Here is a 26,277-nt window from a genome sequence, read left to right as displayed (position 1 = left end):
ACAACCTTTTACAAAATATTTAGACAATACTTTAATATCTTCTTAAAATGTTGCGAAATAAATTTTTATTGTAATTTTAACAAAAAAAGATTTTTCTTATTAAAAATTCAGTATTTAAAATGCTAAAAGCAAAACAATACTCCTATAATCATCTAAATTACAAATAAAATGAGTAAAAAAGAAAGTTTCATTCAGGATATAAATAAAGGTTATCAGTCGAAAGGCGGAAGTATTGTTTTAGGAGGTGCTATGTTAGATAATGAGCCAATAGCTGAAACTCATGTAAAAATTCCTCTTAAAACCTTAAACAGACACGGACTTATTGCTGGTGCTACGGGAACAGGGAAAACAAAAACAATTCAGGTTTTTTCAGAACAGCTTTCAAATGCCGGAATTCCAGTTTTAATGATGGACATAAAAGGAGATTTTAGTGGTATTGCAAAAGAAGGAAAAGAAGAAGGATTTATTACTGAACGTCATACCAAAATAAACATACCTTATAATGTTGCTTCATTTCCTGTTGAACTGATGTCATTATCAAAACAAAATGGAGTTCGGTTACGTGCCACAGTTTCAGAATTTGGGCCTGTTTTATTTTCCAGGATTTTAGATCTTAATGATACCCAGGCCGGAGTAGTTTCTGTAATCTTTAAATATTGTGATGATAATAAAATGCCTTTATTGGATTTAAAGGATATCAAAAAAGTGATCAATTATATTACCGAAGAAGGAAAAGAGGAAATTGAAGAAAGTTATGGTAAAATCTCAACCTCAACAACTGGAACTATCTTAAGAAAAATAATCGAATTAGAGCAGCAGGGAGGGGATTTGTTTTTTGGGGAATTGTCTTTTGAAATTGATGATTTGATGCGAATCGATGAAAATGGAAAAGGGTATATCAATATCATCCGCCTTACGGATATTCAGGACAAACCTAAATTATTCTCTACCTTCATGTTGAGTTTATTGGCGGAGATTTATCAGCAAATGCCTGAAAAAGGAGATGCTGAACAGCCAGAATTAGTAATTTTTATTGACGAAGCCCATTTAATTTTCAATGAAGCGAGTAAAGCTCTTTTAGAACAAATTGAGACAATCGTAAAACTAATTCGTTCTAAAGGTGTTGGCGTTTATTTTGTAACCCAAAATCCAATGGATGTTCCAAGCGGTGTTTTAGCACAGTTAGGTCTGAAAATTCAACATGCGCTAAGGGCTTTTACCGCAAATGATAGAGCGGCAATTAAAAAAACGGCAGACAATTACCCAACTTCTCAATATTATAAAACCGATGAATTGCTGACCAGTTTAGGAATCGGAGAAGCCTTGGTTACGGCTTTAAATGAAAAAGGTATTCCGACTCCGCTTGTCGCAACCATGATGCGTGCTCCACAAAGCCGAATGGATGTTTTAACTTCTGATGAAATTGAACAAATTAATTCAAAATCAAAATTAGTGAAAAAATATAGTGAGGAAATTGACAGGGAAAGTGCTTATGAAATCCTAAATAAAAAAATAGAAACTGCCAATCAGGCAGCAGTTGAACAGGAAGAAGCTTCAGCGAAAACATCGAAGTCAGAACCAACCACAGCAAGCGTTGTTACAAAATCTGTTTTGAAGGTAGTAACGAGCGCTACTTTTATAAGAGGCGTTTTTGGCGTTTTGACAAAAATCTTTAAGAAGTAAAAAATTCAATGGCAATATCAAAAATCAATTACAATATCAAAGTCAAGCTTAATTGATTTGATATTGTAATTGATATTGAAAATTATTTTTGCAACAATTCCAGAATCTTATTTTCGATTTCCGGAGTATTCCAAATATTCTCAATATTTTTGAGTTTTAGTATCTCTTCCATAATTCCGTTTTGAAAATCGCCAATTGCCAAAGCTTCTGCATATGGACGATCGCTAAAAGTAACACGGCTGTATAACGGAATCCATTTATCCGGATATTTATCTGAGAATGCTTTTTCTATTTTCTTTTGTAGCAAGAATTTTTCATCTGCCGTTTTCGTGCTCATTTCCATAAAATTACGATAGGAAAGTTCTGCAATAGCATCAGCATTTGGTTTTCTTGAAATTTCATATTCAGAGAAAATGGTTTTCCAGTCATCGCCGTATTTTTCAATCATTTCATTCAAAATCGTAATATCCTCAAAACCGGCATTCATTCCTTGTCCGTAAAAAGGAACTATGGCATGACAGGCATCACCAATTAAGGCAATTTTATCTTCATATGTCCACGGAAAACATTTCATCGTTACCAAAGTACTCGTAGGATTTTTAAAGAAATCTTCCGCCAGTTTCGGAATCACTTCAATTGAATCCGGGAAGTTTTTTTCAAAAAAATCTTCTACCATTTTACGATCTGTTAATGATGCAAACGAATTTTCGCCTTCAAAAGGCATGAATAAAGTACAGGTAAAACTTCCATCAAGATTAGGAAGTGCAATTAGCATGTATTCGCCACGCGGCCAAATATGAAAAGAGTTTTTATCCAGTTTGTGGCTAGTATCGGCATTAGCCGGAATGTTTAATTCTTTATATCCCATATTCAAAAATTCCTGTGAATAGTTGAACATGCTCTGACGCTGCATTCTGTGGCGGATTCTCGAAAAAGCACCATCGGCGCCAAAAACCATATCGTATTTTTTCTCTTCCCACTCCCCTCTTTCGGTTTCGCCAATATGCAAAGTCGCATCACTAAGCGTCACATCCCAGATTTTTTCTTCAAAGAAAAATTCGGCTCCGGCCTCTTCGGCAAGATCAATCATTTTCCGGTTTAAAGTTCCTCTGGAAATAGAAAAAATCGACTCCCCTTCCTGTCCGTAATTTTGAAAATTAAGTTTATCAACCAAATGAATGGCACGTTTGTCCATCGGAATTGCAATTTCACGTACCGAATCTCCAACACCAACACCATCAAGTGCTTTCCATCCACGGTTAGACATGGCCAGATTAATCGAGCGCCCTGAAAAATTTATTTTGCGAATATCAGGACTACGGTCATAAACATGAACAGTATGACCTTGTTTTTTAAGATAAATTGCCAACAGTGATCCAACAAGTCCAGAACCTACAACAGCAATTTTTAATGGTATTTGCATCAGGAAAATCTAAATATAAGTGCGTAAAAATAAGTAATAAATCTACAAGAGCTTAAAAATAAACCAAATATTTACTTTTATTATGTGGCATGACCCGCAGAAAAAAGCGGGTCGGGCTTTCGGCTTTATCTTTTATTGCGTTTTACTCCATAAAAGGATACCGCCTCTATCCCTCATGCACTTCAGTTTTCATAATAAAATCTGATTATTTATAACTTATTAAAATTTGCGAAGGTCTTTTTCAATTTGACGAGAAACATCGTACACAAGAAAAAATCGTAAATTAGCTATGAATTTCCACGATTCTGAATCAAAATAAACGCCATCAAGTAATCAAATGAGCCTATATTCCGAACATTATGTCAGCAAAATTTGCGAACGGTTCGTGAACAAAATTTGGTGTCTTGATAACAGCATCGGCGAAAGCCTGATTGAGAACAAACTCGTATTACCAAATGGCTGTTTTAATCTCGCAATTGTAAGCGGAAATGCTATTGAAGTCCATACCAGCAAAAAGAAATATGAAATGAACGAAGGTATTTATTTTTGTTCGCAAATGACCAATACCGTTTCGGTTAACATCCATCCCAAAACCAAAGTCACTATCATCCAAATGCATGCCTGGACACTTTCGTTTTTCCCAAATTATAATTTGAACAATTTTGTCGATTCTATTATCAAAATTGACCCAACTGATTTACCTTTTTTGACTGAAAGTGATGTAAATTTAAATAGTGATATTTCCATTTTATTAAACAGGATTAATTCTTATTTTGAAGAGTTAAATTCAGCCCATTCTACTAAAACTATCATTGAAAAAATCTGCGAAATCATCCAACTTCACAATGAAGAAATTTCTGTTTCGGAAATTGCAAAAAGTTTAAATGTTTCGCAGCGATTACTTCAGATCAAATTCAAATCGGCAACGGGCCTTACAATTAAAAAATACATTCAGATCCTGAAATTCAGAAAATCGGTTGATCAAATGGTACATTCTGATGTAGAAAAACTCAAACTGACTGATGTTGCGCTTTACAATCAATATTTCGATCAGTCGCATTTTATAAAACAGTTCAAAGATGTGACGAAAACAACTCCGAAAATGTTCAATTCGGACATGTATTTTCTATCCAAAAAAAGATAAGATTTCGCATTTGTACAATTTTGACAATTATGATTGATTTATTTTTGTAAAATCATCAATCATAATCACTCATCAAATGAAAATCAACAAATCACTTTTCCATTTAAAAAGCATTTTAATTGGAATCCTGTTGTTCCAAATCCACTTCGGCTTTTCCCAGGAAGAAAAAAACTCAGCTTTGTACAAAACCATTATGTCGAAAGACAGTCTTCTTTTTAATGTTGGCTTTAATACTTGCGATGTATCACAATTCGAAAACCTGCTAAGTGACAACTTTGAATTTTATCACGACAAGGACAGTATTCAGGATAAAGATTTGTTTTTAAAAATCATTAGAAAAGGCTTATGTAGTTCCACCAAAGCATACCAAGCCAGAAGAGATCTTGTAGAAGGCAGCACAGAAATTTATCCGTTGGCCAAAAATGGCGTTTTATACGGGGCAATACAAATGGGAATACATCAGTTTTTCGAACCTTCACCCGGTCAGAAAGACAAATTTGGAAGCACTGCTAGATTTACTCACGTTTGGTTATTAGAGAATGGAATTTGGAAATTAAAAAGATCTTTCAGTTACGATCATCAAAACAAAAGCACAGCGGGAACCAAAACAGACATTTTTGATAACGAAGAAGAAATTGAAAAATGGCTGACACAAAACAATATTCCAACTTTAGGAATTGGCATTATCACTAACGGAAAATTAAAGGAAATAAAAGTATTTGGTGAACTCAAAAAAGGAGTTGCTGCGCCCTACAATACTATTTGGAACGTAGCTTCATTAACCAAACCCATAACCGCTATCGTGGCTTTGAAATTGGTAAGCCAGGGAAAATGGGATTTAGACGAGCCTTTAGATAAATATTGGATTGATCCGGACATTGCCAATGATCCCAATCATAAATTGCTTATCACAAGAATTATATTAAGCCATCAAACCGGTTTCCCGAACTGGAGATTTATGAACGAGTCCAAAAAGCTGGATTTTAAATTTAAACCCGGAACCCAATATTCCTATTCAGGAGAAGGAATGGAATATTTGAGAAAAGCCCTTGAAAAAAAATTCCACAAAACATTAGACCAACTGGCTGATGAATTAGTTTTTAAACCACTAAAAATGAATGATACCCAGTTTATCTGGAACGACAAAGTTGATATACCGCGATATGCTATTAATTATGACAACAAAGGAAACGCATACGAGCCCGTTAAGAATAAAACAGCAAATGCTGCCGATGATTTATTAACTACCATTCAGGATTACGGAACTTTTTTATGCAGCGTTATGAATGCTGACGGCTTGAGCAAAAAGATTTTTGAAGAGATGAATGCACATCAGGTTGCACAAAAGAAAAAAGACAAGTACTTCGGTTTGGGCTTTGAAATTTATGATTTAGAAAATGGTAATTACGCTTTGTCTCACGGCGGAGCAGATCAAGGAGTTCAGACACTCTTTTTTCTTCTTCCAAAAACAAAACAGGGAATTCTGATTTTTACCAATGTTGACGATGGCTATAAGGTATATGAAAAAATAATTTCACATTATTTAGGCGAAAATGGGCAGAAAATAATTGATATTGAAACAAAATAATGAATACTTCTAAAACAATACCCATGATAAATGTTTTAGGTCTTTTTATTTTATTTTTAAACAGAGAAGCAATTGCTCACAAGACTGAGGAATGTACAAAAACAGAGAGCATGAAAACTGATATTTTACAAATGGACCAGTTGCTTTATGATGTTGCTTTTAATGAATGTGATGCAGCACTTTTTAAAAAAATAATAGCTGAGGATGTCGAATTTTATGATGACCGATTCGGGTTAAACAAGCCTGAAGGAAAACAGATAAAATCGCTGGTTGAAAAATTTGACACAACCGGAAAACTGACACGTGAATTGATTTCTTGTACAATTGACAAATTGGGTGATTTTGGTGCCGTACAAACGGGCGAACATACTTTTTTTATTAACGGAGTTCCAGAATCAACCGGAAAATTTGTGCATCTCTGGGAACGAAAAGATAATAATTGGAAATTGAAAAGGATAGTGAGCTACGAACACAGAGTTATTAAATCAATTATTCAAATTTAAAATAAATATTTAAGAACTTAAATTTGTATTTTAGTCAGGATAATTAACCAAAAATATAAATGAGGACGTAATGAAAATTCACACCACCAATTACGAGAATACCTTTATTGAGGCTGCTGAAGATTGTCCGGTAAATATTGGCGAAATTCCACAAATAAAAGGTAGTGCCAAAACAGTTGCGAATATTCAGTTTGAAATCATCAGTAAGAATCCGTATAAATTTACATCAGATGATGTTTTGTTTCAGGTATTTGCAGATAAAAATGATCTAACAAAATCAGAATATGCAGCAGCAAGAGAACAATTTTTCGCAAAAGGACAAGCTTGTTTAAGAGCCTCGCCATTAACCAAACGTTATGGCTGGGGAGTTCATAATGATAAAGACGGGAAAATTGCACTTTACGGAATAGAAACTGTAGAATATCAAAAATTCCTGAGAGACAAAAATCTGAAAATTGTAAAAGCCATGCGGACTTCAAGAAAGTAATTTTAAAGAATAACATTAGCAAGAAGCAATATTTATAAATACTCTGACCACACAAATTTAAGTGTATTGTCAGAGTATTTTTTTTTGTAAAAGTCAATTCCGGATTAATAATTACAATTAAAAAATACTATTTTAGCCCCGACAAAAACAAGCCCCAAACACAATTATAATGTCAAATAACCTATGAAAAAAATTAAAACCTTCCTATTTTTAATTTTATTGGTAACTGTTCCTTCTGTTGGTATTTGCCAAACATCATCAAAAGTCCCAATGCCAACCCAGCAAAATACAATTATAATCAATAAAATAATTGAAGCAGCTAATTACAAAACGTATTTTATTGATTATTGCCTGACTAAAATAAACGAAACGGCTTCTAAGGAAAAATGGAACGATCAAAAAACCATGGAAATAACAGAAAGTATTGATTTTAAAAACTTCAGGGATGCAGTTTATAATATGTTTGCCTTTCATGACGAAGTAGAGTTAGAAACACTTTTGAAAACATATCAAAAAGATACCATTTACCAAACTTCAAATATTATGACTGTAAGTAAAGCTCTCAATACCAATTTGGAAATATATACCAGAGACGTAGTGAAGGGCAGATATATAATAATTAAATAATGTTTAGCTACTAACGTATTAATCTTATTTTAGCTAATCCTGGATTTTCAGTATTTGAAATTTCGTAGACAAACTTTTTATTAAGGCTGTCATTAATTGTTACTCTTACTTTATATCCTGTAATGTTCTCTCCTTGAGCACGCAAATATACTGTGCCGTATTCATGAAATTTTGCAGGTAAATTATTTAAAGTCCAATTTATATTCTTATCAGGAGATGTAACAGAAACAACTTCTCCTGCAATGCCTCTGTTTTCTAAATATAATGAAACTCCTGTTTGATCAAAATTAGAGTCCTGCACTTTTAAATTAGGAGAATTTAAAAAAGTAACAGATTCTATATATTTACCTTTCAACTCCGGAATTTGAGATATACCTCCAAAACTTTTTTTGTCAATTTCATTGTAATCCAATGACTCTTTAAAATCATTTACAATCATTTTTTTTAAATCAGTTTTATTGATTTTAATCCTCTTTAAAGTATCTTTAGATGCCGTATAGGCGTTTTCTATAAAAAAGCGTTGATAACTTTGATAATACACATCTAAAATTGAAAACTCAATATTGGTATTCGAGACATTTTCTATCTTTAAGAATCTGGTAGTAGGACTATAATCTTCACTTGTTAATTGAAATACGGTGCTTGTATCAATTGTTTTTAAAGCCTCTGCTATATCGGATTTTTTCTCTTCGAAAGTCTGACGTGCTGCTTCCATAAACATCTCTTTTTCTCTTTTCATATCCCATAAATGCATTCCAAATAAAAGAAGTGCAAATATCGGAATAAGTAAAAAATAGTAACCGCCACTAATTCCTGTCTTTTTTTCTTTGCAAACTTCTGTAGATGAAAAAGAATCATGCCAATCTGCTTTTAATAAAAATGAAATCGAATTAAAAGGAATACTTCTACACAAAGTTCTTTTAAAAATGGCTGAAGAAGATGCTCGTCCAGCCTCATCATCAACTACTCTGCTTTCCGTTAAAAATTTTGCCGGAGTAGCCTGAAAAAGGTTTTCGAAAGTAAAATAAAATAAAGTACGAAAAACGACAACAATAATCATGAGAATTATCTGCGGATTAAATTGCCTTTCAATCGCTCCAAAAAAAACATTGAACAATTCTACCCTGATTAAAATATACAGGAATTGAAATGCAATTATTCCAAATATTACTGTATCAAAAATAAAATGAAATAACCTTTGCCAATTATTGGTTTTAAAATAAGAGATTTCTGTTGATTCTGTATATACAAAAGTTTCATAATTCAATGCTTTCAAATTATTCAGATATAGCATGCTTTTGTATAAAAAATAAACCACAAAAATCAATAATCCGAATGATACAAAACCTAATACATAATCTTTCAAATTAAATGTTGCTATACGATTTGAAATAAAATAAATGCGGATGAGAACAAAAAAGACAAGTTCAATAAATAAAGTTGAGAATGCAAACCGTAAAATTCTCACTTCTTTTTCTTTGGTTAAATAAAAAGCAATTGCACCAATAAATAGTATAAAACTAAAAAGCAATCTAAGTAAATTTCCATCAATCCACAAAATTTCTTCACCTGTAAATATATTATAGCTGATATTACTTAATATCTGAAAAAGAGTTGAATCATAATCTTTATAAAATCCAAGCACAATACCCGCCAATGAAATCAATAGTGCAAAAAGTGTAATTTTTTTATACATAAAAAGGATTTAGACTTCAAAAATAGGAAAATAATCCTAACATTACATAAAAAGTAATTACTCCAAACGGGGCTTAAAAACCAATTTAGTTGATGTTTTTACAATCTCCTCCTTATTGAGTTTCATTTTCCTGAATTTGCCTTCGTTAAACATTTTTGCCTGATCATCATAATGTTTGCTGAACGGATTACCGGATTGTCCGGTTGGCAAAATGCTCCAGCTGTTTTCAATATCTGAAAAATCGACTATTCTTCTTGTTGAAGGACCTCCTTTTACATAATACTTCCCATCTTCATTATAACCAAAAAACTGATTATTAATTACTTCATTTGATCCGGGAGATGCAAAAGCCCCAACATTAAATAATTTTCGCAAGGCTGCTACTTTTCCCATTGGATGTTCGTGCTCAACAGTATGTATTTTGCCCCAATTCCAGTCAGAAACTGAATTTCCTAATTGTTTTTGAAGTGAAGACACGGCTTCATGAAATGATTTGGATACAATTTCATCCCTGGTTTCTTTTACATTTTTCGTCTTTATATTATCCCACCAAAGCGAATTTTTATTTTCAATTTGCTTTGCGATTATTTGTTTTCCGAGACTGGTGCCTAAAAATAAATTAAAATTGTCTGATCCCATTTCGTCTTCAAACGTATTTTTAAGATATAAATAAATCCACTTATTATAAATCGTTGGCGCAATATCATTGAGGTTATGAGTTCCTTTCCAGGATTTTAAAATGTCAATTGCATTTTTCTCAACACTATTGAGTGATGTAAAATTACCAGCGGAAATTAAATCCTGAACAACTCCCGGAGCTATAGGAGATGTATTGTCGTAAATCATTTTACTAATTGCTTCCTTATCCCAATCTGATTTTGCATCCATTAAGGAAGAAATTCTTTTTGCACGATCTTCCGGCAGATAATATCCGGGATACAAATAACCATCAATTGGTTCCGGCTGATTATTTGCTGAATATACATATCCCCATAGAGGATTTTCAGCCGATGGATTTTTTGAGAAATCTAAATATTCTGTAATATCATCTTTACCGCTTGCGCCATCTAAAATAAAAAATGAATTGACACCCTGATTATGTTTGTATAATTTTCCGGTTGCCCACCAGGCTACATTTCCTTTTGCATCACCATACATGACATTTAATCCGGGAGCTGCTATTAATTGCACTGCTTTTTTGAAATCCTCTTTACTTTTAGCATGCGAAAGTCCATAAACGGCATCCAGAATCTGAATAGGCTGCTGTGTATAAATCCATGACATTGCTATGGGATTTTTACTATCCAAACGCTCCAGTAAATTATTCATAACTGGACCATGTCTGCTTGATTTTAACGTAAGTACAACATCTGAGGAATCTTTAACTTTGATTATTTTCTTTAAGGTTTCATATTTAACAAATCCATTTGGAGTATGATATTGATTTGAATCTCCTTCTTTATTTTTTTCCTGATAAAAATCGATATCATCATTTTCAAACATCGTTAAACCATAAGCATAACTGCGATTGTGTGCCAACAAAGGAAACGGAGTCCCCGCAAGATAACAACCGTACAATTCATGTTTAGGTGTAATTATATGCGCCTCATACCAGGTTCCAGGTTGTGAATAGCCAATATGAGGGTCATTTGCAAAAATAACTTTCCCGCTTTTAGTTTTACCTGGCCCAGCAACCCAACTATTACTGCCAACAAAGGGCGGGATTGGAGATTTATCAAGCAAAGCTGCTACAGATTTTGCAATAATTGCATATTCTTTACTACTCTCTTTTGAACTTTTGATTTGTGTTGTGTTGAACTCTCCATTAATTCCTAAATCTTTTAAATATTCAGCTCCATATTTATTTCGGATATCGGTTAATAAAGGATCTGTTTTTTGTGCCATTGCAAAACTAAAAGACATGTAACCAAAAATATTGTAAACGTCTTTCAATGTAAATTTTTCTTTTTTGATTCCCAATAAAGTGAATTCAATTGGAGTAACTCCTTCATCCAAATATTGGTTGATTCCATCTAAATAGGCCAATGTCAAAAGATAACTCTGACTGTTTTTGTCTAATTTGGAAATGGCTTTCGCCGAAGCCTCTTCGATACCAATTCCTGAAAAAAACATATCATTTTTAAGTCCAACAGCACCAAAAATTTCTGATAATTTTCCAGGTGCAATGCGGCGCAGTAATTCCATTTGCCATAATCTTTCCTGTGCATGAACATATCCCAAAGTTGTCATGGCATCTTTTTCAGAGTCGGCATAAATGTGAGGAACTCCAAAATCATCAAAATATACTGTCGTTGGTGCCTGAAGATTTTTCAGTTCTGATTCACCTTCATACTTTGGTTTTAAATGAAAAATGTAGGTAAGTAATCCAATTGCAATAACAATAATTAATACGAATAAAACCAGCAGGATCTTTTTAATTCTTCTCATAATCAAGTAATAAAGTAAACAATCATATAACTTAAAGAAATAATCCTATAAGAAAAATGACTTTTAAATGTCTAAATTTAGGATTTAAAACAATATCATAAATGTCAATCTACAAAAAAATAGCAACCGGATTAATTTCATTTCTGCTCTTAGTAATTTTAGTCAACTTTGGACTGAATTACTGGATCAGAAAACAGCTTCCGATTATTATTAATGAAAAGAACAAAACTGCTTACAGCATTAATTACGAAAAAATTGAGGTCGAACTTTTGTCCCGGAATATTTACGCAACGACTTTATTGATAAGTCCCAAAAATCAGCCAAAAGACAGTAAAAACGGGCTCTTCTCTAAAATCGAATCTATTACTATCAAACATTTTAATATTTGGGACTTAGTATTTAATGATATCATTCAGGCTGAAAGTATCATTATCAATAAACCGCGCGTTATTCTATACAAAAAAGGCGAAAAACTTATAAATGACAGTAAAAGTATTCAGAAAGAAATAGTTGATCCTTTTAGAAAAATAGTTTCTGTTTCGAATATTTATCTGAATGACGGAACAGTTGATATTGTTTCGCTCGATAATGACAAACCCATTTTGAGTGTAAAGAAAATCATTTTTAAACTTGAAGGCATTTTAATAACGGATGCAACATTAAACGAAAAAATTCCATTTCAATATAAAAACTATACATTGGTAATTGATAGTTTATTTTATCGCCAGAGCGCTTTTTACCATATGAATATTGGAAAAATAAGTACTGAAAAGAACTTTTTAAAAATTAATCATTTCTCCTATATTCCACAATTCAATCGCCCTGATTTTATTAAGCAATTAGAAAAGGAAAAAGATATTAATACCCTGAAATTAGATTCTGCTACCATTGAAAAAATGGATTGGGGTTTCAAAAATGATCGTTTTTTCTTTAAGGCAAATTCAGTTGTCATCAATCATCTTGATGCCAATATATACCGTGGCAAGATGCCTGAAGATGATTTGAGCAAAAAATACCTGTACAATCATTTATTGCGTAATATAAAATTTCCGCTGCAAATTGATACTTTGCAGGTTCTAAAATCTAAATTAGTTTACGAAGAAGAAAAGGATTTTAGCAAAGGTCCCGGAATTTTAACTTTTGATAATTTCAATTTAAGAGCTACTAATCTTCGAAGCGGCTATGGGCTTAAAAAAACAGATGATGTAAAGATTAAGGTAAAATGTATTTTCATGAAAAAATCGCCTTTGGATGTAGACTGGAGTTTTAATGTTTTAGATAAAAAAGACAGTTTTCATATTCAGGGCACCATTTCAAATTTTGATGTAGCTGCAATGGGGCGCTTTAGTAAACCCTATATGAATGCTTCGTTTACTGGAGTTTTTAATAAATATCACTTTAACTTTTATGGCAATGACGATGTATCAAAAGGAAATGCTTCTTTGGATTATGATGATCTTAAAGTAAAACTGTACAAGAAGAAAAATCCGGAGAAAGAAGCGAAACTAAAATCAGCAATCGTTAATTTACTGGTTAAAAATGATTCGAAAGAAAAAGCAAAATCTGCAGATGTTGAACTCGAACGAATTAAGGAGAAATCATTCTACAACTTTTTATGGCGAAGTATTGCTGAATCTTTAAAGAAGATTTTAATATAGACTGGAAATAAAAAAAACCGAATTAAATTTTAATTCGGTTTTTTATTTTATATGTCAAAAGGCTTATTCTTTTTTCTTTGCTTGGCTATCAATAATAGCTCCTGTCCCTGCTCCAACTCCTGCTCCTGCTAATCCGCCAATTATAGCACCTTCACCTTTTTTCTTGCTCACTGCAGCCCCTGTTATAGCTCCAACTCCCGCTCCGATTACAGCACCTTTAGCTGTCGAACTCCAGCCCTTTCTCTTTTTTTCAACTGTTGTAGTAGTTGTTGTTGTATTGCCCTGGGCTGGCTGTTGTACTACTACTACCTTTTGTGCTTCTATTTTTTCTTCTTCTATTTTTGCCATTTCAACTTTCATTGAGTCAATAACTTTTTGTTTTTGAATCTCCACTTTCATTGAATCTATACTTGCTTGTTTTGCTTTATCTACATCTATTTTTCCCTGATTCTGACAAGAAACTAAGGCTAAGACTATTATTATTGAATATAATGCTTTCATGATTTTAGAAATTTTTTGTTATACGCTACAAATAAAGGGAGTTATTTTATAATAAAGGTTATAAAATTCAATTAAAAAATTATAGAATTTAAAATTTGTAATTTACTTTTCTAAAATTCCTCTTTTTAATATCTGACCAAAATCAAACATGTCTTCAAATGAGCAGTATAATGGAACTGGTGCCAAACGTATTACATTTGGTTCACGCCAATCCGTTATTACCCCGTTTTTCATCAAATAGTCAAACAGACTTCTTCCTTCGCCATGCAAAAAAACAGATAGCTGGGAAGCTCTTTCTTTTGGATTGGATGGAGTAATAATTTCAAAATTACCGTCTACTTCCTTATCTGTTTCGTGTAAAATGAATTCCAGATAAGAGGTGATTTTATCTCTTTTTGCAATTAAAACCTCCATTCCAACTTCTGCAAACATCTCAACTGATGCCAGATAAGGTGCTAAAGAAAGTACGGGTAGATTGCTTATTTGCCAGCCATCAGCTCCGTGAACAGGATCAAAAGTGGGTTCCATTTTAAAACGGCGTTCTTTGTTATGTCCCCACCAGCCTGCAAATCGTGGTAAATCAGGATCATTGTGATGTTTTTCATGAACGAAACATCCGGAAGCATTTCCGGGACCTGAATTCATATATTTGTAACTGCACCATGCTGCAAAATCTACATTCCAATCATGCAATTCTAATTTAATATTTCCTGCAGCGTGTGCCAGATCCCATCCTATTTTTGCTCCTGCTTTATGTCCGGCTTCGGTTATTTTTTTTATATCAAAAACCTGACCTGTGTAATAATTTACGCCACCGATCAAAACTAAGGCAAGTTCATCTCCAATTTCTTCAATTTTAGCCAATACATCTTCTAAACGAATATTGTGTTCTCCTTCTCGGCGTTTAATCTCTACAATTGCATCTTCTGGTTTAAATCCATGAAAATGTACCTGGCTCTGAAACATATACTGATCCGAGGGAAATGCTTTTTCTTCACAGATAATTTTGTAACGTTTAGCTGTTGGCCGATAAAAAGACACCATCAACAAATGAAGATTGACGGTTAAGGTATTCATTACTGTTACTTCTGAAGGTAATGCTCCTACAATTCTGCTTAATGGTTCTGCAAATCTTTCCTGATAGTCCCACCATGGTTTTTCTGCGTAAAAATGACCTTCTACAGCTAAGTTCGCCCAATCAGCCATTATCTCATCAATATAATTTTTCGTGCGTTTTGGCTGTAGTCCTAAAGAATTTCCTGTAAAATAAATAACACGTTTGTCATTAACCTTCGGAAAAATAAATTGGTCTTGATAGTGATTTAAAGTGTCTTGCGAATCGAGTTGCTTTGCGAATTCACGCGTATTTTGAAAAGTCATTGTTTTTGTTTTGTGCGGTAAAAATAACAAAAAATGCTCTAAAAGTTGGATAATTTATTTCAAGTGAAAAACGGATTTTTCTTTGAAATTAATTTTTCAAATTGAACCTGACTTGTGTTAGGGATAGAAATGGAAAGCTTTTGCAATGAAAACGGTAGTAATATTGCAACGAGGAAGCGACCAGCGGAAGCTCCCGAAGTGCTTGTATTACTGGGTTTTTATTGTAAAACTTGAAATGAATAGCCCGTAATACACCCTAGCTTAAAACAAAAAAAACCTGCCATTACTGACAGGTTTCTTAAATCTATATGTTCTTCAGTTTAGATAATTAACATCGCATCTCCATAAGAATAGAATTTGTATTCTTCTTTTATTGCCTCTTCATAAGCTCTCTTCATTAAATCATGACCGCAGAAAGCAGAAATCATCATTAACAATGTTGACTTTGGTGTATGGAAATTCGTAATCATACAGTTCGCAATGCTAAAATCGTGAGGAGGAAAAATAAATTTATTTGTCCAACCTTCAAAAGGATTTAAAGTATGTTGTGATGAAACGGAACTTTCAATAGCACGCATCGAAGTAGTCCCGACTGCACAAATACGTTTTTTCTTGATTTTTGCAGCATTAACAATATCACAGGCATCCTGTTTGATAATCAATTCTTCAGAATCCATTTTGTGTTTAGACAAATCTTCCACCTCAACAGGATTAAAAGTTCCTAAACCTACGTGAAGTGTAACCTCAGCGAAATTTACTCCTTTAATTTCCAGTTTTTTCAAAAGGTGTTTTGAGAAATGCAAACCAGCAGTCGGCGCTGCTACAGCTCCTTCTTCTTTAGCGTAAATAGTCTGGTATCTTTCGGCATCTTCAGGAGTGACTTCTCTGTTGATATATTTAGGAATTGGAGTTTCTCCCAGTTCGGTCAATTTGTTTCTGAATTCCTCGTAAGAGCCATCATATAAAAAACGTAACGTTCTGCCACGTGAAGTTGTATTATCAATTACTTCAGCCACTAATGAATCGTCATCTCCGAAATAAAGTTTGTTTCCTATACGGATTTTTCTTGCCGGATCAACCAAAACGTCCCAAAGACGCTGCTCAGAATTCAATTCTCTTAATAAGAAAACCTCGATTCTCGCTCCTGTTTTTTCTTTGTTTCCGTACAAACGGGCAGGAAAAACTTTAGTATTATTCAAAATCAAAACGTCTCCATCATCAAAATAATTGATAACATCTTTGAACATTTTATGTTCTATGGTTTGTTTTTGACGGTCGATTACCATTAAACGAGACTCATCTCTGTTTTCTGCTGGAAATTCGGCTAAAAGTTCTTTTGGTAAATTAAATTGAAAATGTGATAATTTCATATTTGAATTGTTGATTTTAAAGTATAGATCTTAGATTTTTTTATCTAAAATTTTAAATCGTGTGCAAATATACGATTGTGAGATAGGCGTTGTCAAGTGTTTTGACGTTTATTTTCAAAAGTCGCTGATTTACTGATGGTTTGACTTCATTAAAAAACGTTTTTTCCAACCATATAAGTGATATAAGTTCATTTAATTTGAATTCCTGAAAATTAGATGTGTTCTTTGTTTGGCTAAAGCCGAAAAATTAATCGTAAAAAAACCTCCAGTTAAAACTGGAGGCTATTCAAATTTCGTTCATTATAACCATTTGGCTTAAATGAACTTATATCACTTATATGTTTTAAAAACTTTACAGCTCTGAAATTTCAAAATCCAATACTTTCAAATCATTCCAGAAATCAGGATATGACTTTGAAACTACTTCAGCATTTTCGATAATAATAGGTACTTTTAATGCTAAAGGAGCAAACGCCATTGCCATACGATGATCATTGTAAGTGGCAATTTTTATATTATGATTAATAGTTGAAGATGCTGTTAAAGTCAAGCTATCATTGGTGACAGAAATAGTAGCACCCAATTTTGTCAATTCAATTCTAAGTGCTTCCAGTCGGTCTGTTTCCTTAATCTTTAAGGTATGAAGACCCGTTAAATGACAGCCGATTCCTAAACCTAAACAGGTTACGACTATAGTTTGTGCTATATCCGGCGTGTTGTTTAATTCGAAATTTACGGTCTCATAATTAAAATTTGGTTGTTTAACCAATGTGATTTTATTGTTTTGAAACGTCGTTTTAACTCCCAATTTTTCGTACAGAGAAACTAATTCCGAATCACCTTGCAGACTATTTTCTTTGTAACTGCTTAAAGTGATTGTTGCAGCATCGGCCAAAGCCACTAAACTAAAAAAGTAAGATGCAGAACTCCAATCAGATTCTACTACCATTTCTTTTGAAGCCACTTCAGCTTTAGGATAAACCTTGATTACATTTCCTTCAAAACTCGTATGTATATTTAAATCTGTCAGCAAAGCCAACGTCATTTTAATGTACGGAATTGAAGTGATTTCTCCTTCTAAAGTCAATTCTAAACCATTTTCTAATTTTGAAGCGACAAGTAAAAGTGCTGAAATATACTGGCTGCTTACATTTGCAGCTAAAGTTACTTTTGAAGCGGTAACTTTTTTTCCTTTAATTCTTATTGGAGGATATCCTTCTTCTTTTTCATAAGTAATTTCTACTCCTAATTGCCCTAATGCTTCCACTAAAATTTTTATAGGACGTTCCTGCATTCTCGTTGAACCTGTCATGACAACTTCACGTCCATCATTTACAGCAAAATACGCCGTCAAAAAACGCATTGCTGTTCCGGCATGGTGGATGTCTACAATTTCATCATTACCAATCAAAGCTTTTTGCATTACCTCACTATCATCAGAATTGGAAGTATTGGCAAGAGTGATATTTGGGAACAATGCCTTAAGTAATAACAACCGATTGGTTTCGCTTTTTGATCCTGTTACTGCAATTTGTCCTTGTAAATTATGTTGAGTCGTTTGAAGTAGTAAATTCATTTTTTTAATTGTAAGTTTTAAATTATGAATTATGAATGATAGAAACGTAATTCAGCCACGCAATTTACCACTCCCTACTCATAATTCAAAATTCAAAACTCATAATTCAAAACTTATGAGTGAGTTATCACATTATTTTAATTTATCGTTGTTTTTATGCCGTTCCTTATCCCGAACCGATTTCAAGTCCATTTTTTTATCAAAAGCAACCTGCAAATCAATACCGGTTTGATTGGCAAGGCATAGCACCACAAAAACAACATCAGCTAGTTCTTCGCCTAAATCTTTATTTTTATCGCTTTCCTTTTCAGATTGTTCACCGTAACGGCGGGCGATTATACGTGCCACTTCCCCTACTTCTTCTGTAAGCTGGGCCATATTGGTCAGTTCATTAAAATAACGAACTCCGTGTTCTTTTATCCAGGTGTCAACATCTAGTTGCGCATTTTTTAAATCCATAATTATAGTTTTTTAAGTACAATTTTTTCATTTTGACTAGCAATCATTTTTTGAAAAATTTCTTTTAATCCATTGTATTCATCCGCTGCAAAAGTACTATTGTTAATCTCTTTCAAACAACTAATTTGAATTTTGTTTTGTTCATTGACAATATAAAACTTATAGACAACACTATTGTTTTCAGTCAAAATTTGAATCGGTTTAGGAATTGTTTCAACATGATATCCTTCAGGAATTTCCATATTAATGGTGAATTTTTCCTGAGAAGGGAAACCAAAGTAAATGGGCATTTGTCTTTTTTCCTGATTAAAGTAATTTTTAGTATCTGTAAAAAACAGCATTGGATTAACAAACATCCTGTCTCCAATAATTTCACATTGATGTTCTGAAGTAAAATCAAAATTTTCAACAACAGGTTTTTCCATATTCGATTTTATATTTTCAATCATATAATTCGAAATTTGAAAATCTCCTAATTGTTCTTCCAGTTTTTCAAGATAACTTTCTTCACTTTTATTGCCGTTTATAATTCTAAAACGATAAGCATTATAATCCGTTCTGTAATTTCGGATTTTGCCTTGCAAATTACCGGATGCATTAATTTTAACAGTCATGTTTACATATTCTTTTGACTGTGTGACCGGAACCAAATTTATTTCCTGAGAGGTTCCATCACCTTTAATAAGTCTTCCATTCCAGTTTAAAATATTCAGGGGCAAAATATTGGGTACCGTGATTTTATGTGATGCATCTAACAGAATTTGTTTTCCGTCGATTTCTGCAGCAGCGATGACATAATTAAATCCTGTCCTTGTAGGATATACCGGAATACCATTTTCAATTGTACTTACTAAAACAGGATTTGCATCAATACCAGCTAATTTCAACATATTAATTAAAATAAAATTGATTTCAGCTACATTTCCGGTTTGATTTTTATAGGCTTCTACAATTCCTGTATCTGTGTAATAATCGTTCTTTTCATTCCAATTCATTTTATTCTGAACGAATTTAAAAATGACGTTCAGTCTTTCATTCTGTGATTCAATATTTGTTAATATCCTCTTGGCATCATCTGTTAAAAATGTTCTTTCATTAAGTTGTTTTCCAAAATTTTCATTTTTAAAAATAGTACTGGCAACACCTTCCCATGTCATTGCATAATCTTTTACAGGCTGTTCGGGTAAACGGACTCTCTCAAGTTCATGTTTGATTGCTATTCTGTAATTTTCCAGATTGTCTATGTAAGGTTCATCTAAAAGAGACGGAATATCATGATCTGAATAAACTGCATCAATTTGCTTATAAGTAAAAGATCTGGATTGGCTGTATTCATTTTCAAAATGTTGAGAACCTGTAACTATTTTAGTTTCTTCTGTCATTTTTTGATATCCAATCAATATGGGTTTATAGATATAAAACTCCGGAATTTCCGTTTTATACTGAAAATAATTCACAGGAATATCATACTGACACTGAAAATCAGGAAATTCTGCAATATTTTCAGATTTTAAAATATATTTGAATTCAATAATTGAACCCGCTTTTACATTAGGTAATGTAATTGTTTTTTCGCTCCAGTATTTATTTACATTACTTTTAAAAGTTCCCTGCCCTTCTAATTTACTTTTTACAATTTTCCCGTTTTCAAGATTATAGGTAAGTGCATTGGAAAACTCTAATTGATCTCTGTTCATGTTTTCATATCCAACATAAAAACGTACTTTTTGATTGGCCCAGCTTAATCCTTCTTTTTTATATATTTTTATTTTATATTCATAAACATGATTTGCGGTAAAACCATTTCTTATCGTATAGGTGAAGAAAGTTTTGGCTTTTTTGAATAATATTGTTGCCGAAGCCGATGTATCTTTTGGATTAAATTTTTCTTCTAATTCGGCAATCGACACTTTTCCCAATTCATAATTTTGGGCTTTTGATTCAAAAACAAAACAAATTATACAGCATGTGATAATAGAAAATCTTAATCTCATCTTATATTTTTTCAAAACTATTTTCTCACTTTCTTTTGCAATCATAGCTTTATAATATTCTTTCAGCATTTCGTATTTCTCTACAGGAACTATGGCCTCGTTAATTTGATGTGAAATAGCCACTTGAAGTGTGTTGCCGTTCTCTGCAATGTTAAACTTAAAGTTTCCCAAATTATCTTCCATACTTATTGCAGCTGGGAGAGGTAATGATTCCACTGTAAAGCCATCCGGAATCTGGATTGCTATATTGTATTTATCAGTAAAAGGAAAAGAAAAATCAACAGGATACTCTCGTTTTTCCTGATTAAATGGATTTTTAAATTTGGAAAAAAAGCATTGGATTTAAATAAATTTTACCATCTATTTTCTCGCACAAATCATTACTTGTAAAAGAATATGTCTCCGAAAAAGGCAATAATAATTCTTTTTCATTTGTTCGGGTATATTCACTTATTTCAATTTTATTTTGATCATTCTCTAATTTATCAAGATAATCATCCTCTTTAACTCCTTTTACATTGTCTCTAAAAATCATGGCATTATAGTCTGAGCATTGCCTTCTCGATTTGCCCGTAATTTTACCTTCAGAATCAATACTGTAACTGACAAGTACAATATCGTTAGAGGTTTTTTTAGGCATTAAATCAATTTCTTCAGATGTACCATCTTTACGAATCAGTCTGCCATACCAGTTTAAAGCTCTTAAAGGCAGTATATTAGGCACTGAAAACTCATCAGAAGCATCTAATAACATAGTACCTTCTGAAGTTTCTACTGCTGCAATAACATAGTTAAAAGCTGATCTGTTAGGAAACAAAGCTATTCCGTTAGAGCGCGTACTTACTAAAACCGGGTTAGCAGTTATTCCTTCAGATCGTAACATTGCAGTTAACATCAGATTGATGTCCGCTACATTTCCTGTTTTTTCTTTATAAGCTTTTTTTACCCCACTATCACAACTATAACCATAATAGTTATTCCATTTTACATTTGATTTTACAAAATTTAATATGGCTACGATTTTTTCATTTTGAGTTGTAGCATTTGAAATTACTTTTTTCAAATCTTCTTCAAAATACCCTTTTTTATTTAATTCAGGTCCAAAATCATCGTATTCATAAATTGTTTTTACAACAGAATTCCAATTTGTAGAATATGTTTTTATAGCCTGATTGGGATATTGTGTCATTGATAATTCATGTTGTACACTTGAAACATAATTATCCATATTATTAACATATTCTTCTTCTTTTATCGAAGGAAAATTATCCGCAGCATATTTGGTAACTGTTTCAACAAAGTCTAATTTTCTTGGTGTACGGATTGCTGGCGTCCCATCTTTGTAATCAGTTACATCCACATAATTAATTGTTCGGGCAGTTTTATTCGTGGTAACTTTCGGAAAAACAAATCCTTTTTGTTTCACATTGAAAACAAAGTATTCCGGAACATAAGAAATAAATTCAGAATGATTAACGGGAATTGACGTTTGAAAATCCCAATCCCTCAGTTCGCCGATTAAGTTGGTTTTTACATTATATCTGTATTCTATTACTGAACCTTCTTTTACATTAGGCATAGTAATTTTTTTTTGAGCCCTGAATTTATTTATGACTTCATCAAAAACACCATCACTTTTGAGTTTTGTTTTTTCAATTTTACCATTCACTATATTAAAAGTATTGGCATCTGAAAAACTAACTCTTTCATTGGCATTAGTACCGGTATAAAACCACACTCTGTGATTTGCCCATTGATAACCTTCCTTTTTATATATTTTAATTCTCGTTTCTACATCTGTCAGAATAATAAAACCTTCCTGATCATTATATTCAAATCTTGATACTCCTTTCTTATACAATATCGCTGCAATTGCAGCTGTGTCTGTCGGATGATTTTTCTGTTCAATTTCTGCAATGGATACTTTTCCTAATCTAAAGTCTTGTGCAAATGCTTCAGAAAAAATAAAGAGCAAACTCAGTAAAGTAAAAAGTTGAAAACGTTTCATTTGGTCGATTTTAGTTAGTTTTGGTTAATATAATTTTAGCATTATCATTTTTTGAGATCTGTTCCATAAAAACCCGGTATTCATCATATTCTTTATTTAAATATTTTCCTTTATTTAAAAACATGGAACGTTTGTATATCAACTGATTATTTTCTTTTTTGACGATCTCAGTTTTATATTCTCCATACTTTCCTTTAAGTTCAAAGCTTGAAGGCAAAAATTCGATAGTATAACCTACTGGTAAATTGATTTCGATTTCATCAGTATCTAAATAACCACGCTGAATCTGAAAAGGGTTTTTTCGATTTCTGATTCGTTTCACATTTCCATCATTTTTATTAAAGGCATCAACAGCGAAAATCATCTTGTTGGCAGAAATAGATGCATAATTCAATGCGCTAACCTGAATATCTTCTGTAAAACGAACGTTTTCCTTATCATTCGTAAAAGTTAATTTGTTGAGCTTTAAATTGTTGATATTATCCCAGTATTCTTTATAATGTGTTTCTTTTTCAGTAGGCTGCAGGGTTTCTAAATGCGATTTTGAACTGTACTGTGATCCTTCAGAAATGATTTTAACTGAACCTGAAAAATTACCACTTTCATCAAGGTTGTAGCTCCCCTTGTCTATTTGGAGATTTCCCTTATCTTCATATATTTTCGTTCTCACAATTACTCCTCCTTCTGGCTTAACTACCAAAACATCCCTGTCATCAGTAAATGTTCCCTGATAACCAAAAGGATCATCCTGGCTTGTACATTCTAACCATGTATAATTGTCGCCATTAGGAATTGCTAATATCATATGATTTCCCTGCATGGAAACAAAATCAGACTGGATATCGAATTTATTCCGATCGCCATATAAGATTGTATTGTATGCAGGAACATCAACTACCTGCAAAAGTGCTTTTGTATAATTGGTTAATGCTTTACAATCTCCATAACCCAGCCGATCAACATCAGACGCAAGCATTGGTTTCCAGCCCCCAATGCCTATAGCAATATTTACGTATCTCGATTTTTTCTGCACATAATCGTAAATGATTTTTGCTTTTTTTACAGGATCTTTTTCCTCTCCAACAAGTGCTTTTATTTTGATTTTAGTTTCTTCGGGCAAAACAGTAGTGCCTGTTAGAATTTTATCCCCATACCATTTACCAAATGCTTCCCATGTGGTAGCTGTTCCGTCGACACCTTCCAAATGGAAATGTTCTAATCCCATCATTACCCTTGGAAAAAGATCTTTAGACGATGGACTAAGATCTTCTGATTTTTGGGCCAAAATATTAACTCCAATGTAACTTAGATTTGTATCTGTGTCAACTGTTTTTTTAATATTACAACCAGAAAACTGAAATTCTTTCTTTTTAAATCCAAGGAAACTGGGGTAAATAACATTTAATACACATTTTTCAACGCTTACATAATAAGCCCCTAAAAAATACCATTGCGGTATAAAAGCAGTATTTGAAGTTTCAATTTCGCTAGTGTAAACAATCGTAAACGGATAGGATATTGGAGTATATTCTAAATAAAGTATGCGATTGTCTGAAAAAAGTGTACTTCCGCTTACAGCACTCTGATCTTTAAAATCCTTCCGTTTTATTTTCTTAATTTCATTTCCGAACGCATCGTAAACAATTGCTTCAATACTTCGGACTGAAGTTGTTTTATCATAATGCTGATAGGCGTCTGTTTCATTTAATCCTTTTTCGTTTAATATTGTTACAACTCTTTGCGTCTTAATATTCATGTTGCGCTGCGAAACAATTGTAATATCCATTTGGTCTAAACGAACAACTGCATTGGCATTTTCTTTAAGACTATCGGAAATTTTTGTTATAGAATACTCACTTTTTTGAGCTGAAGTAAGGATAGAAAAGAAAAAAATTAACGCAAAAGCCGGGTTTTTCATTAGTAAGTAATTTCTCCAAATATATATTATTTTTAGAAATCCTTAACAAATCTTTAAGATTTTTATTCCCTGTTTCTGCTGTCAATTAAAATGGTTACAGGACCGTCATTTAACAGACCTACTTTCATATCTGCACCAAAAATTCCGGTTTGGACTTTTTTATTAAATTCTTTTTCTAAAGATTTTACGAAATTCTCATACATCGGAATTGCAAATTCGGGTTTAGAAGCTTTTATATACGAAGGACGATTTCCTTTTTTTGTAGAAGCATGAAGAGTGAATTGACTTACCACAATTATATCACCGTCAATATCCTGAACCGAGCAGTTCATAACGTCGTTTTCATCGCCAAAAATTCTTATTTTAATGATTTTTCCAACCAGCCAGTCAATATCTTCCTGTAAATCGGCATCTTCAATTCCAACTAAAACTAATAAACCTTTCTTAATATTAGCTATAATTTTAGAATCGACCGTTACTGATGCCTGAGAAACTCTTTGAAGAACAACTTTCAAAATAATTGTGAATTATGAATGGTTAATTGTGAATTCATTTTGCAGATAATTTTTGCTTAGTTGTGATTATAATGGAAGCCAAAATTTTATTTATCTCAATAATATCCGTTTTTATAGATTGAAACTGAGTTTGATTCAAATAATCAGATTGAAACAACAATTCTAACCAATAATCTGTTTCATTAGCTTCTTTTTGAGCAATTGCTAATTTATGTATAAAGTCTTTTTTACTTTCTGCTTGTTCGGACTCTCTAACTAATGCTCCAATTGCTGTTCCGCTTCTAAACAATTGTTTAATAAGAATAAACTCTTTTTTTTCTACATTTAAAAATTGAGACAACTTAATAATTCGCAATGCAAAATTAAACGATTTTACTTTTATTATATTTTCAGCCATAATTCACAATTAACCATTCATAATTCACAATTACTTTTGGTTTCTCGTTTCATCACTAATTTTACGATCTTCATCATACGAATCGGTACGATAATTTTCCTCGTCACCTTCCAGTATTTTAAGATAACTGTTGTAACGGGACCAGGCAATTTCGTCTTTTTCCAAAGCTGCTTTAATGGCGCAATGCGGTTCTTCTTTATGAAGGCAATTATTGAATTTGCAACCATCTTTCAATTTGAAAAATTCAGGAAAGTAGCCACTAATTTCTTCTTTTTCCATATCAACAATTCCAAATCCTTTGATTCCGGGAGTATCGATAATTTTTGCATTAAAGGATAAATCATACATTTCGGCAAAAGTGGTGGTATGCTGACCTTGTTTGCTGGCTTCAGAAATATTTTTGGTTTTAAGATGCAAAGCAGGTTCCATCGCATTTACCAAAGTCGATTTTCCAACTCCCGAATGTCCTGAGAACATGCTTACTTTACCAATCATCATTTCTTTCAGTTCTTCAATACCTTTCATTTCGGTTGAAGAAACACGAAGGCATTTGTAGCCAATTTGCTGATAGACATATTGCATATACAATTGGTCATCTGTTGTAGCTTCATCAAAAGTATCAATTTTATTAAAAACTAAAATCGTTTCAATATTGTAAGCTTCGGCAGTTACCAAAAATCGGTCTATAAAATTGAAGGTGGTCGGTGGATTGTTAATCGTTATCAATAAAAAAACACGATCAATATTGGATGCAATAATATGCATCTGATGTGACAGGTTAACCGATTTACGAACGATATAATTCTTTCTTTCGTGAATATTAAAAATCGTTCCCGTTACAGCATCCGAAGTTTCTTCGAGTTCATAATCGACAATATCGCCTACAGCAATAGGATTGGTAC

The 26,277-nt window shown here is 32.6% G+C and carries 21 protein-coding genes; 7 read left to right on the top strand and 14 right to left on the bottom strand.

Features of this window, described 5'->3' with window-relative positions; translation table 11 throughout:
- Positions 1–168: 168 nt before the first annotated feature.
- Complete coding sequence (locus ABI657_RS11895; protein WP_348097482.1) at positions 169–1,683, top strand: helicase HerA-like domain-containing protein; 1,515 nt, start codon at positions 169–171, stop codon at positions 1,681–1,683.
- A gap of 82 nt (positions 1,684–1,765) precedes the next feature.
- Here ABI657_RS11895 and ABI657_RS11890 read toward each other — a convergent pair whose 3' ends face one another.
- Positions 1,766–3,106, bottom strand: a complete 1,341-nt coding sequence (locus ABI657_RS11890) for an NAD(P)/FAD-dependent oxidoreductase (RefSeq protein WP_348097481.1) — start codon at positions 3,104–3,106, stop codon at positions 1,766–1,768.
- A gap of 337 nt (positions 3,107–3,443) precedes the next feature.
- On the opposite strand from ABI657_RS11890, the gene ABI657_RS11885 reads away from it, so the two are divergent.
- From ABI657_RS11885 to ABI657_RS11865, 5 genes are all read left to right on the top strand, one after another.
- Complete coding sequence (locus ABI657_RS11885) at positions 3,444–4,250, top strand: AraC family transcriptional regulator (RefSeq protein WP_348097480.1); 807 nt, start codon at positions 3,444–3,446, stop codon at positions 4,248–4,250.
- Between the two features lie 76 nt (positions 4,251–4,326).
- Entirely contained in the window at positions 4,327–5,838 is a 1,512-nt protein-coding gene (locus ABI657_RS11880) for a serine hydrolase (RefSeq protein WP_348097479.1), read from the top strand.
- Positions 5,838–6,341, top strand: coding sequence for a nuclear transport factor 2 family protein (locus ABI657_RS11875; RefSeq protein WP_348097478.1), 504 nt, complete (start codon positions 5,838–5,840; stop codon positions 6,339–6,341). The genes ABI657_RS11880 and ABI657_RS11875 overlap by 1 nt, the downstream gene beginning before the upstream one ends.
- Positions 6,342–6,411: 70 nt before the next feature.
- Entirely contained in the window at positions 6,412–6,828 is a 417-nt protein-coding gene (locus tag ABI657_RS11870; protein WP_348097477.1) for a DUF6157 family protein, read from the top strand.
- Positions 6,829–7,011: 183 nt separating this feature from the next.
- Positions 7,012–7,455 (top strand): hypothetical protein, encoded by a 444-nt coding sequence (locus ABI657_RS11865; protein WP_348097476.1) that lies wholly within the window; start codon positions 7,012–7,014, stop codon positions 7,453–7,455.
- 10 nt (positions 7,456–7,465) lie between these two features.
- Here ABI657_RS11865 and ABI657_RS11860 read toward each other — a convergent pair whose 3' ends face one another.
- Together ABI657_RS11860 and ABI657_RS11855 are read right to left on the bottom strand one after the other, a co-directional pair.
- A complete protein-coding gene (locus ABI657_RS11860; protein WP_348097475.1) occupies positions 7,466–9,151 on the bottom strand; it encodes an RDD family protein in 1,686 nt (561 codons plus the stop codon).
- Between the two features lie 57 nt (positions 9,152–9,208).
- Complete coding sequence (locus ABI657_RS11855) at positions 9,209–11,599, bottom strand: penicillin acylase family protein (protein ID WP_348097474.1); 2,391 nt, start codon at positions 11,597–11,599, stop codon at positions 9,209–9,211.
- Positions 11,600–11,700: 101 nt separating this feature from the next.
- On the opposite strand from ABI657_RS11855, the gene ABI657_RS11850 reads away from it, so the two are divergent.
- Positions 11,701–13,257: a hypothetical protein gene (locus ABI657_RS11850; RefSeq protein WP_348097473.1), complete on the top strand. Its 1,557-nt coding sequence runs from the start codon at positions 11,701–11,703 to the stop codon at positions 13,255–13,257.
- Positions 13,258–13,320: 63 nt separating this feature from the next.
- Here ABI657_RS11850 and ABI657_RS11845 read toward each other — a convergent pair whose 3' ends face one another.
- The 11 genes from ABI657_RS11845 to rsgA all read right to left on the bottom strand — a co-directional run.
- Positions 13,321–13,758 carry a YMGG-like glycine zipper-containing protein gene (locus tag ABI657_RS11845; protein WP_348097472.1) on the bottom strand — a complete coding sequence of 146 codons (438 nt, stop codon included), beginning with the start codon at positions 13,756–13,758 and terminating at the stop codon, positions 13,321–13,323.
- Positions 13,759–13,860: 102 nt separating this feature from the next.
- Positions 13,861–15,138 carry a kynureninase gene (gene kynU, locus ABI657_RS11840; protein ID WP_348097471.1) on the bottom strand — a complete coding sequence of 426 codons (1,278 nt, stop codon included), beginning with the start codon at positions 15,136–15,138 and terminating at the stop codon, positions 13,861–13,863.
- A gap of 320 nt (positions 15,139–15,458) precedes the next feature.
- A complete protein-coding gene (gene queA, locus ABI657_RS11835; RefSeq protein ID WP_348097470.1) occupies positions 15,459–16,508 on the bottom strand; it encodes a tRNA preQ1(34) S-adenosylmethionine ribosyltransferase-isomerase QueA in 1,050 nt (349 codons plus the stop codon).
- Between the two features lie 352 nt (positions 16,509–16,860).
- Complete coding sequence (locus tag ABI657_RS11830) at positions 16,861–18,084, bottom strand: 3-phosphoshikimate 1-carboxyvinyltransferase (protein ID WP_348097469.1); 1,224 nt, start codon at positions 18,082–18,084, stop codon at positions 16,861–16,863.
- A gap of 132 nt (positions 18,085–18,216) precedes the next feature.
- Positions 18,217–18,543 carry a nucleotide pyrophosphohydrolase gene (locus ABI657_RS11825; protein ID WP_348097468.1) on the bottom strand — a complete coding sequence of 109 codons (327 nt, stop codon included), beginning with the start codon at positions 18,541–18,543 and terminating at the stop codon, positions 18,217–18,219.
- A gap of 2 nt (positions 18,544–18,545) precedes the next feature.
- Complete coding sequence (locus ABI657_RS11820; RefSeq protein ID WP_348097467.1) at positions 18,546–20,720, bottom strand: DUF3857 domain-containing protein; 2,175 nt, start codon at positions 20,718–20,720, stop codon at positions 18,546–18,548.
- A gap of 133 nt (positions 20,721–20,853) precedes the next feature.
- Positions 20,854–22,545, bottom strand: coding sequence for a transglutaminase domain-containing protein (locus ABI657_RS11815; protein WP_348097466.1), 1,692 nt, complete (start codon positions 22,543–22,545; stop codon positions 20,854–20,856).
- A 10-nt stretch (positions 22,546–22,555) separates the two neighbouring features.
- Positions 22,556–24,463: a DUF3857 domain-containing protein gene (locus ABI657_RS11810; protein ID WP_348097465.1), complete on the bottom strand. Its 1,908-nt coding sequence runs from the start codon at positions 24,461–24,463 to the stop codon at positions 22,556–22,558.
- A gap of 62 nt (positions 24,464–24,525) precedes the next feature.
- Positions 24,526–24,978, bottom strand: a complete 453-nt coding sequence (gene dtd, locus ABI657_RS11805; RefSeq protein WP_348097464.1) for a D-aminoacyl-tRNA deacylase — start codon at positions 24,976–24,978, stop codon at positions 24,526–24,528.
- Positions 24,979–25,012: 34 nt separating this feature from the next.
- Positions 25,013–25,375, bottom strand: a complete 363-nt coding sequence (locus ABI657_RS11800) for a four helix bundle protein (protein WP_348097463.1) — start codon at positions 25,373–25,375, stop codon at positions 25,013–25,015.
- Positions 25,376–25,405: 30 nt separating this feature from the next.
- On the bottom strand, positions 25,406–26,277 hold an 872-nt coding region (gene rsgA, locus ABI657_RS11795), incomplete at its 5' end, for a ribosome small subunit-dependent GTPase A (protein ID WP_348097462.1).

Source organism: Flavobacterium sp., from assembly GCF_039930565.1.
Lineage (GTDB): Bacteria > Bacteroidota > Bacteroidia > Flavobacteriales > Flavobacteriaceae > Flavobacterium.
This window is presented reverse-complemented; position numbering and strand designations above follow the sequence as displayed.

What these genes read in the sequence shown, in the direction of transcription:
- ABI657_RS11885 (WP_348097480.1), top strand. Translation starts at nt 3,444, where the DNA reads ATGAGCCTATATTCCGAACATTATGTCAGCAAAATTTGCGAACGGTTC.
- ABI657_RS11820 (WP_348097467.1), bottom strand. Translation starts at nt 20,720, where the DNA reads ATGGAAGATAATTTGGGAAACTTTAAGTTTAACATTGCAGAGAACGGC.
- ABI657_RS11830 (WP_348097469.1), bottom strand. Translation starts at nt 18,084, where the DNA reads ATGAATTTACTACTTCAAACGACTCAACATAATTTACAAGGACAAATT.
- ABI657_RS11870 (WP_348097477.1), top strand. Translation starts at nt 6,412, where the DNA reads ATGAAAATTCACACCACCAATTACGAGAATACCTTTATTGAGGCTGCT.
- ABI657_RS11895 (WP_348097482.1), top strand. Translation starts at nt 169, where the DNA reads ATGAGTAAAAAAGAAAGTTTCATTCAGGATATAAATAAAGGTTATCAG.
- ABI657_RS11880 (WP_348097479.1), top strand. Translation starts at nt 4,327, where the DNA reads ATGAAAATCAACAAATCACTTTTCCATTTAAAAAGCATTTTAATTGGA.
- ABI657_RS11825 (WP_348097468.1), bottom strand. Translation starts at nt 18,543, where the DNA reads ATGGATTTAAAAAATGCGCAACTAGATGTTGACACCTGGATAAAAGAA.
- ABI657_RS11855 (WP_348097474.1), bottom strand. Translation starts at nt 11,599, where the DNA reads ATGAGAAGAATTAAAAAGATCCTGCTGGTTTTATTCGTATTAATTATT.
- queA (WP_348097470.1), bottom strand. Translation starts at nt 16,508, where the DNA reads ATGAAATTATCACATTTTCAATTTAATTTACCAAAAGAACTTTTAGCC.
- ABI657_RS11845 (WP_348097472.1), bottom strand. Translation starts at nt 13,758, where the DNA reads ATGAAAGCATTATATTCAATAATAATAGTCTTAGCCTTAGTTTCTTGT.
- ABI657_RS11800 (WP_348097463.1), bottom strand. Translation starts at nt 25,375, where the DNA reads ATGGCTGAAAATATAATAAAAGTAAAATCGTTTAATTTTGCATTGCGA.
- ABI657_RS11810 (WP_348097465.1), bottom strand. Translation starts at nt 24,463, where the DNA reads ATGAAAAACCCGGCTTTTGCGTTAATTTTTTTCTTTTCTATCCTTACT.
- ABI657_RS11815 (WP_348097466.1), bottom strand. Translation starts at nt 22,545, where the DNA reads ATGAAACGTTTTCAACTTTTTACTTTACTGAGTTTGCTCTTTATTTTT.
- ABI657_RS11860 (WP_348097475.1), bottom strand. Translation starts at nt 9,151, where the DNA reads ATGTATAAAAAAATTACACTTTTTGCACTATTGATTTCATTGGCGGGT.
- ABI657_RS11850 (WP_348097473.1), top strand. Translation starts at nt 11,701, where the DNA reads ATGTCAATCTACAAAAAAATAGCAACCGGATTAATTTCATTTCTGCTC.
- ABI657_RS11890 (WP_348097481.1), bottom strand. Translation starts at nt 3,106, where the DNA reads ATGCAAATACCATTAAAAATTGCTGTTGTAGGTTCTGGACTTGTTGGA.
- ABI657_RS11875 (WP_348097478.1), top strand. Translation starts at nt 5,838, where the DNA reads ATGAATACTTCTAAAACAATACCCATGATAAATGTTTTAGGTCTTTTT.
- kynU (WP_348097471.1), bottom strand. Translation starts at nt 15,138, where the DNA reads ATGACTTTTCAAAATACGCGTGAATTCGCAAAGCAACTCGATTCGCAA.
- ABI657_RS11865 (WP_348097476.1), top strand. Translation starts at nt 7,012, where the DNA reads ATGAAAAAAATTAAAACCTTCCTATTTTTAATTTTATTGGTAACTGTT.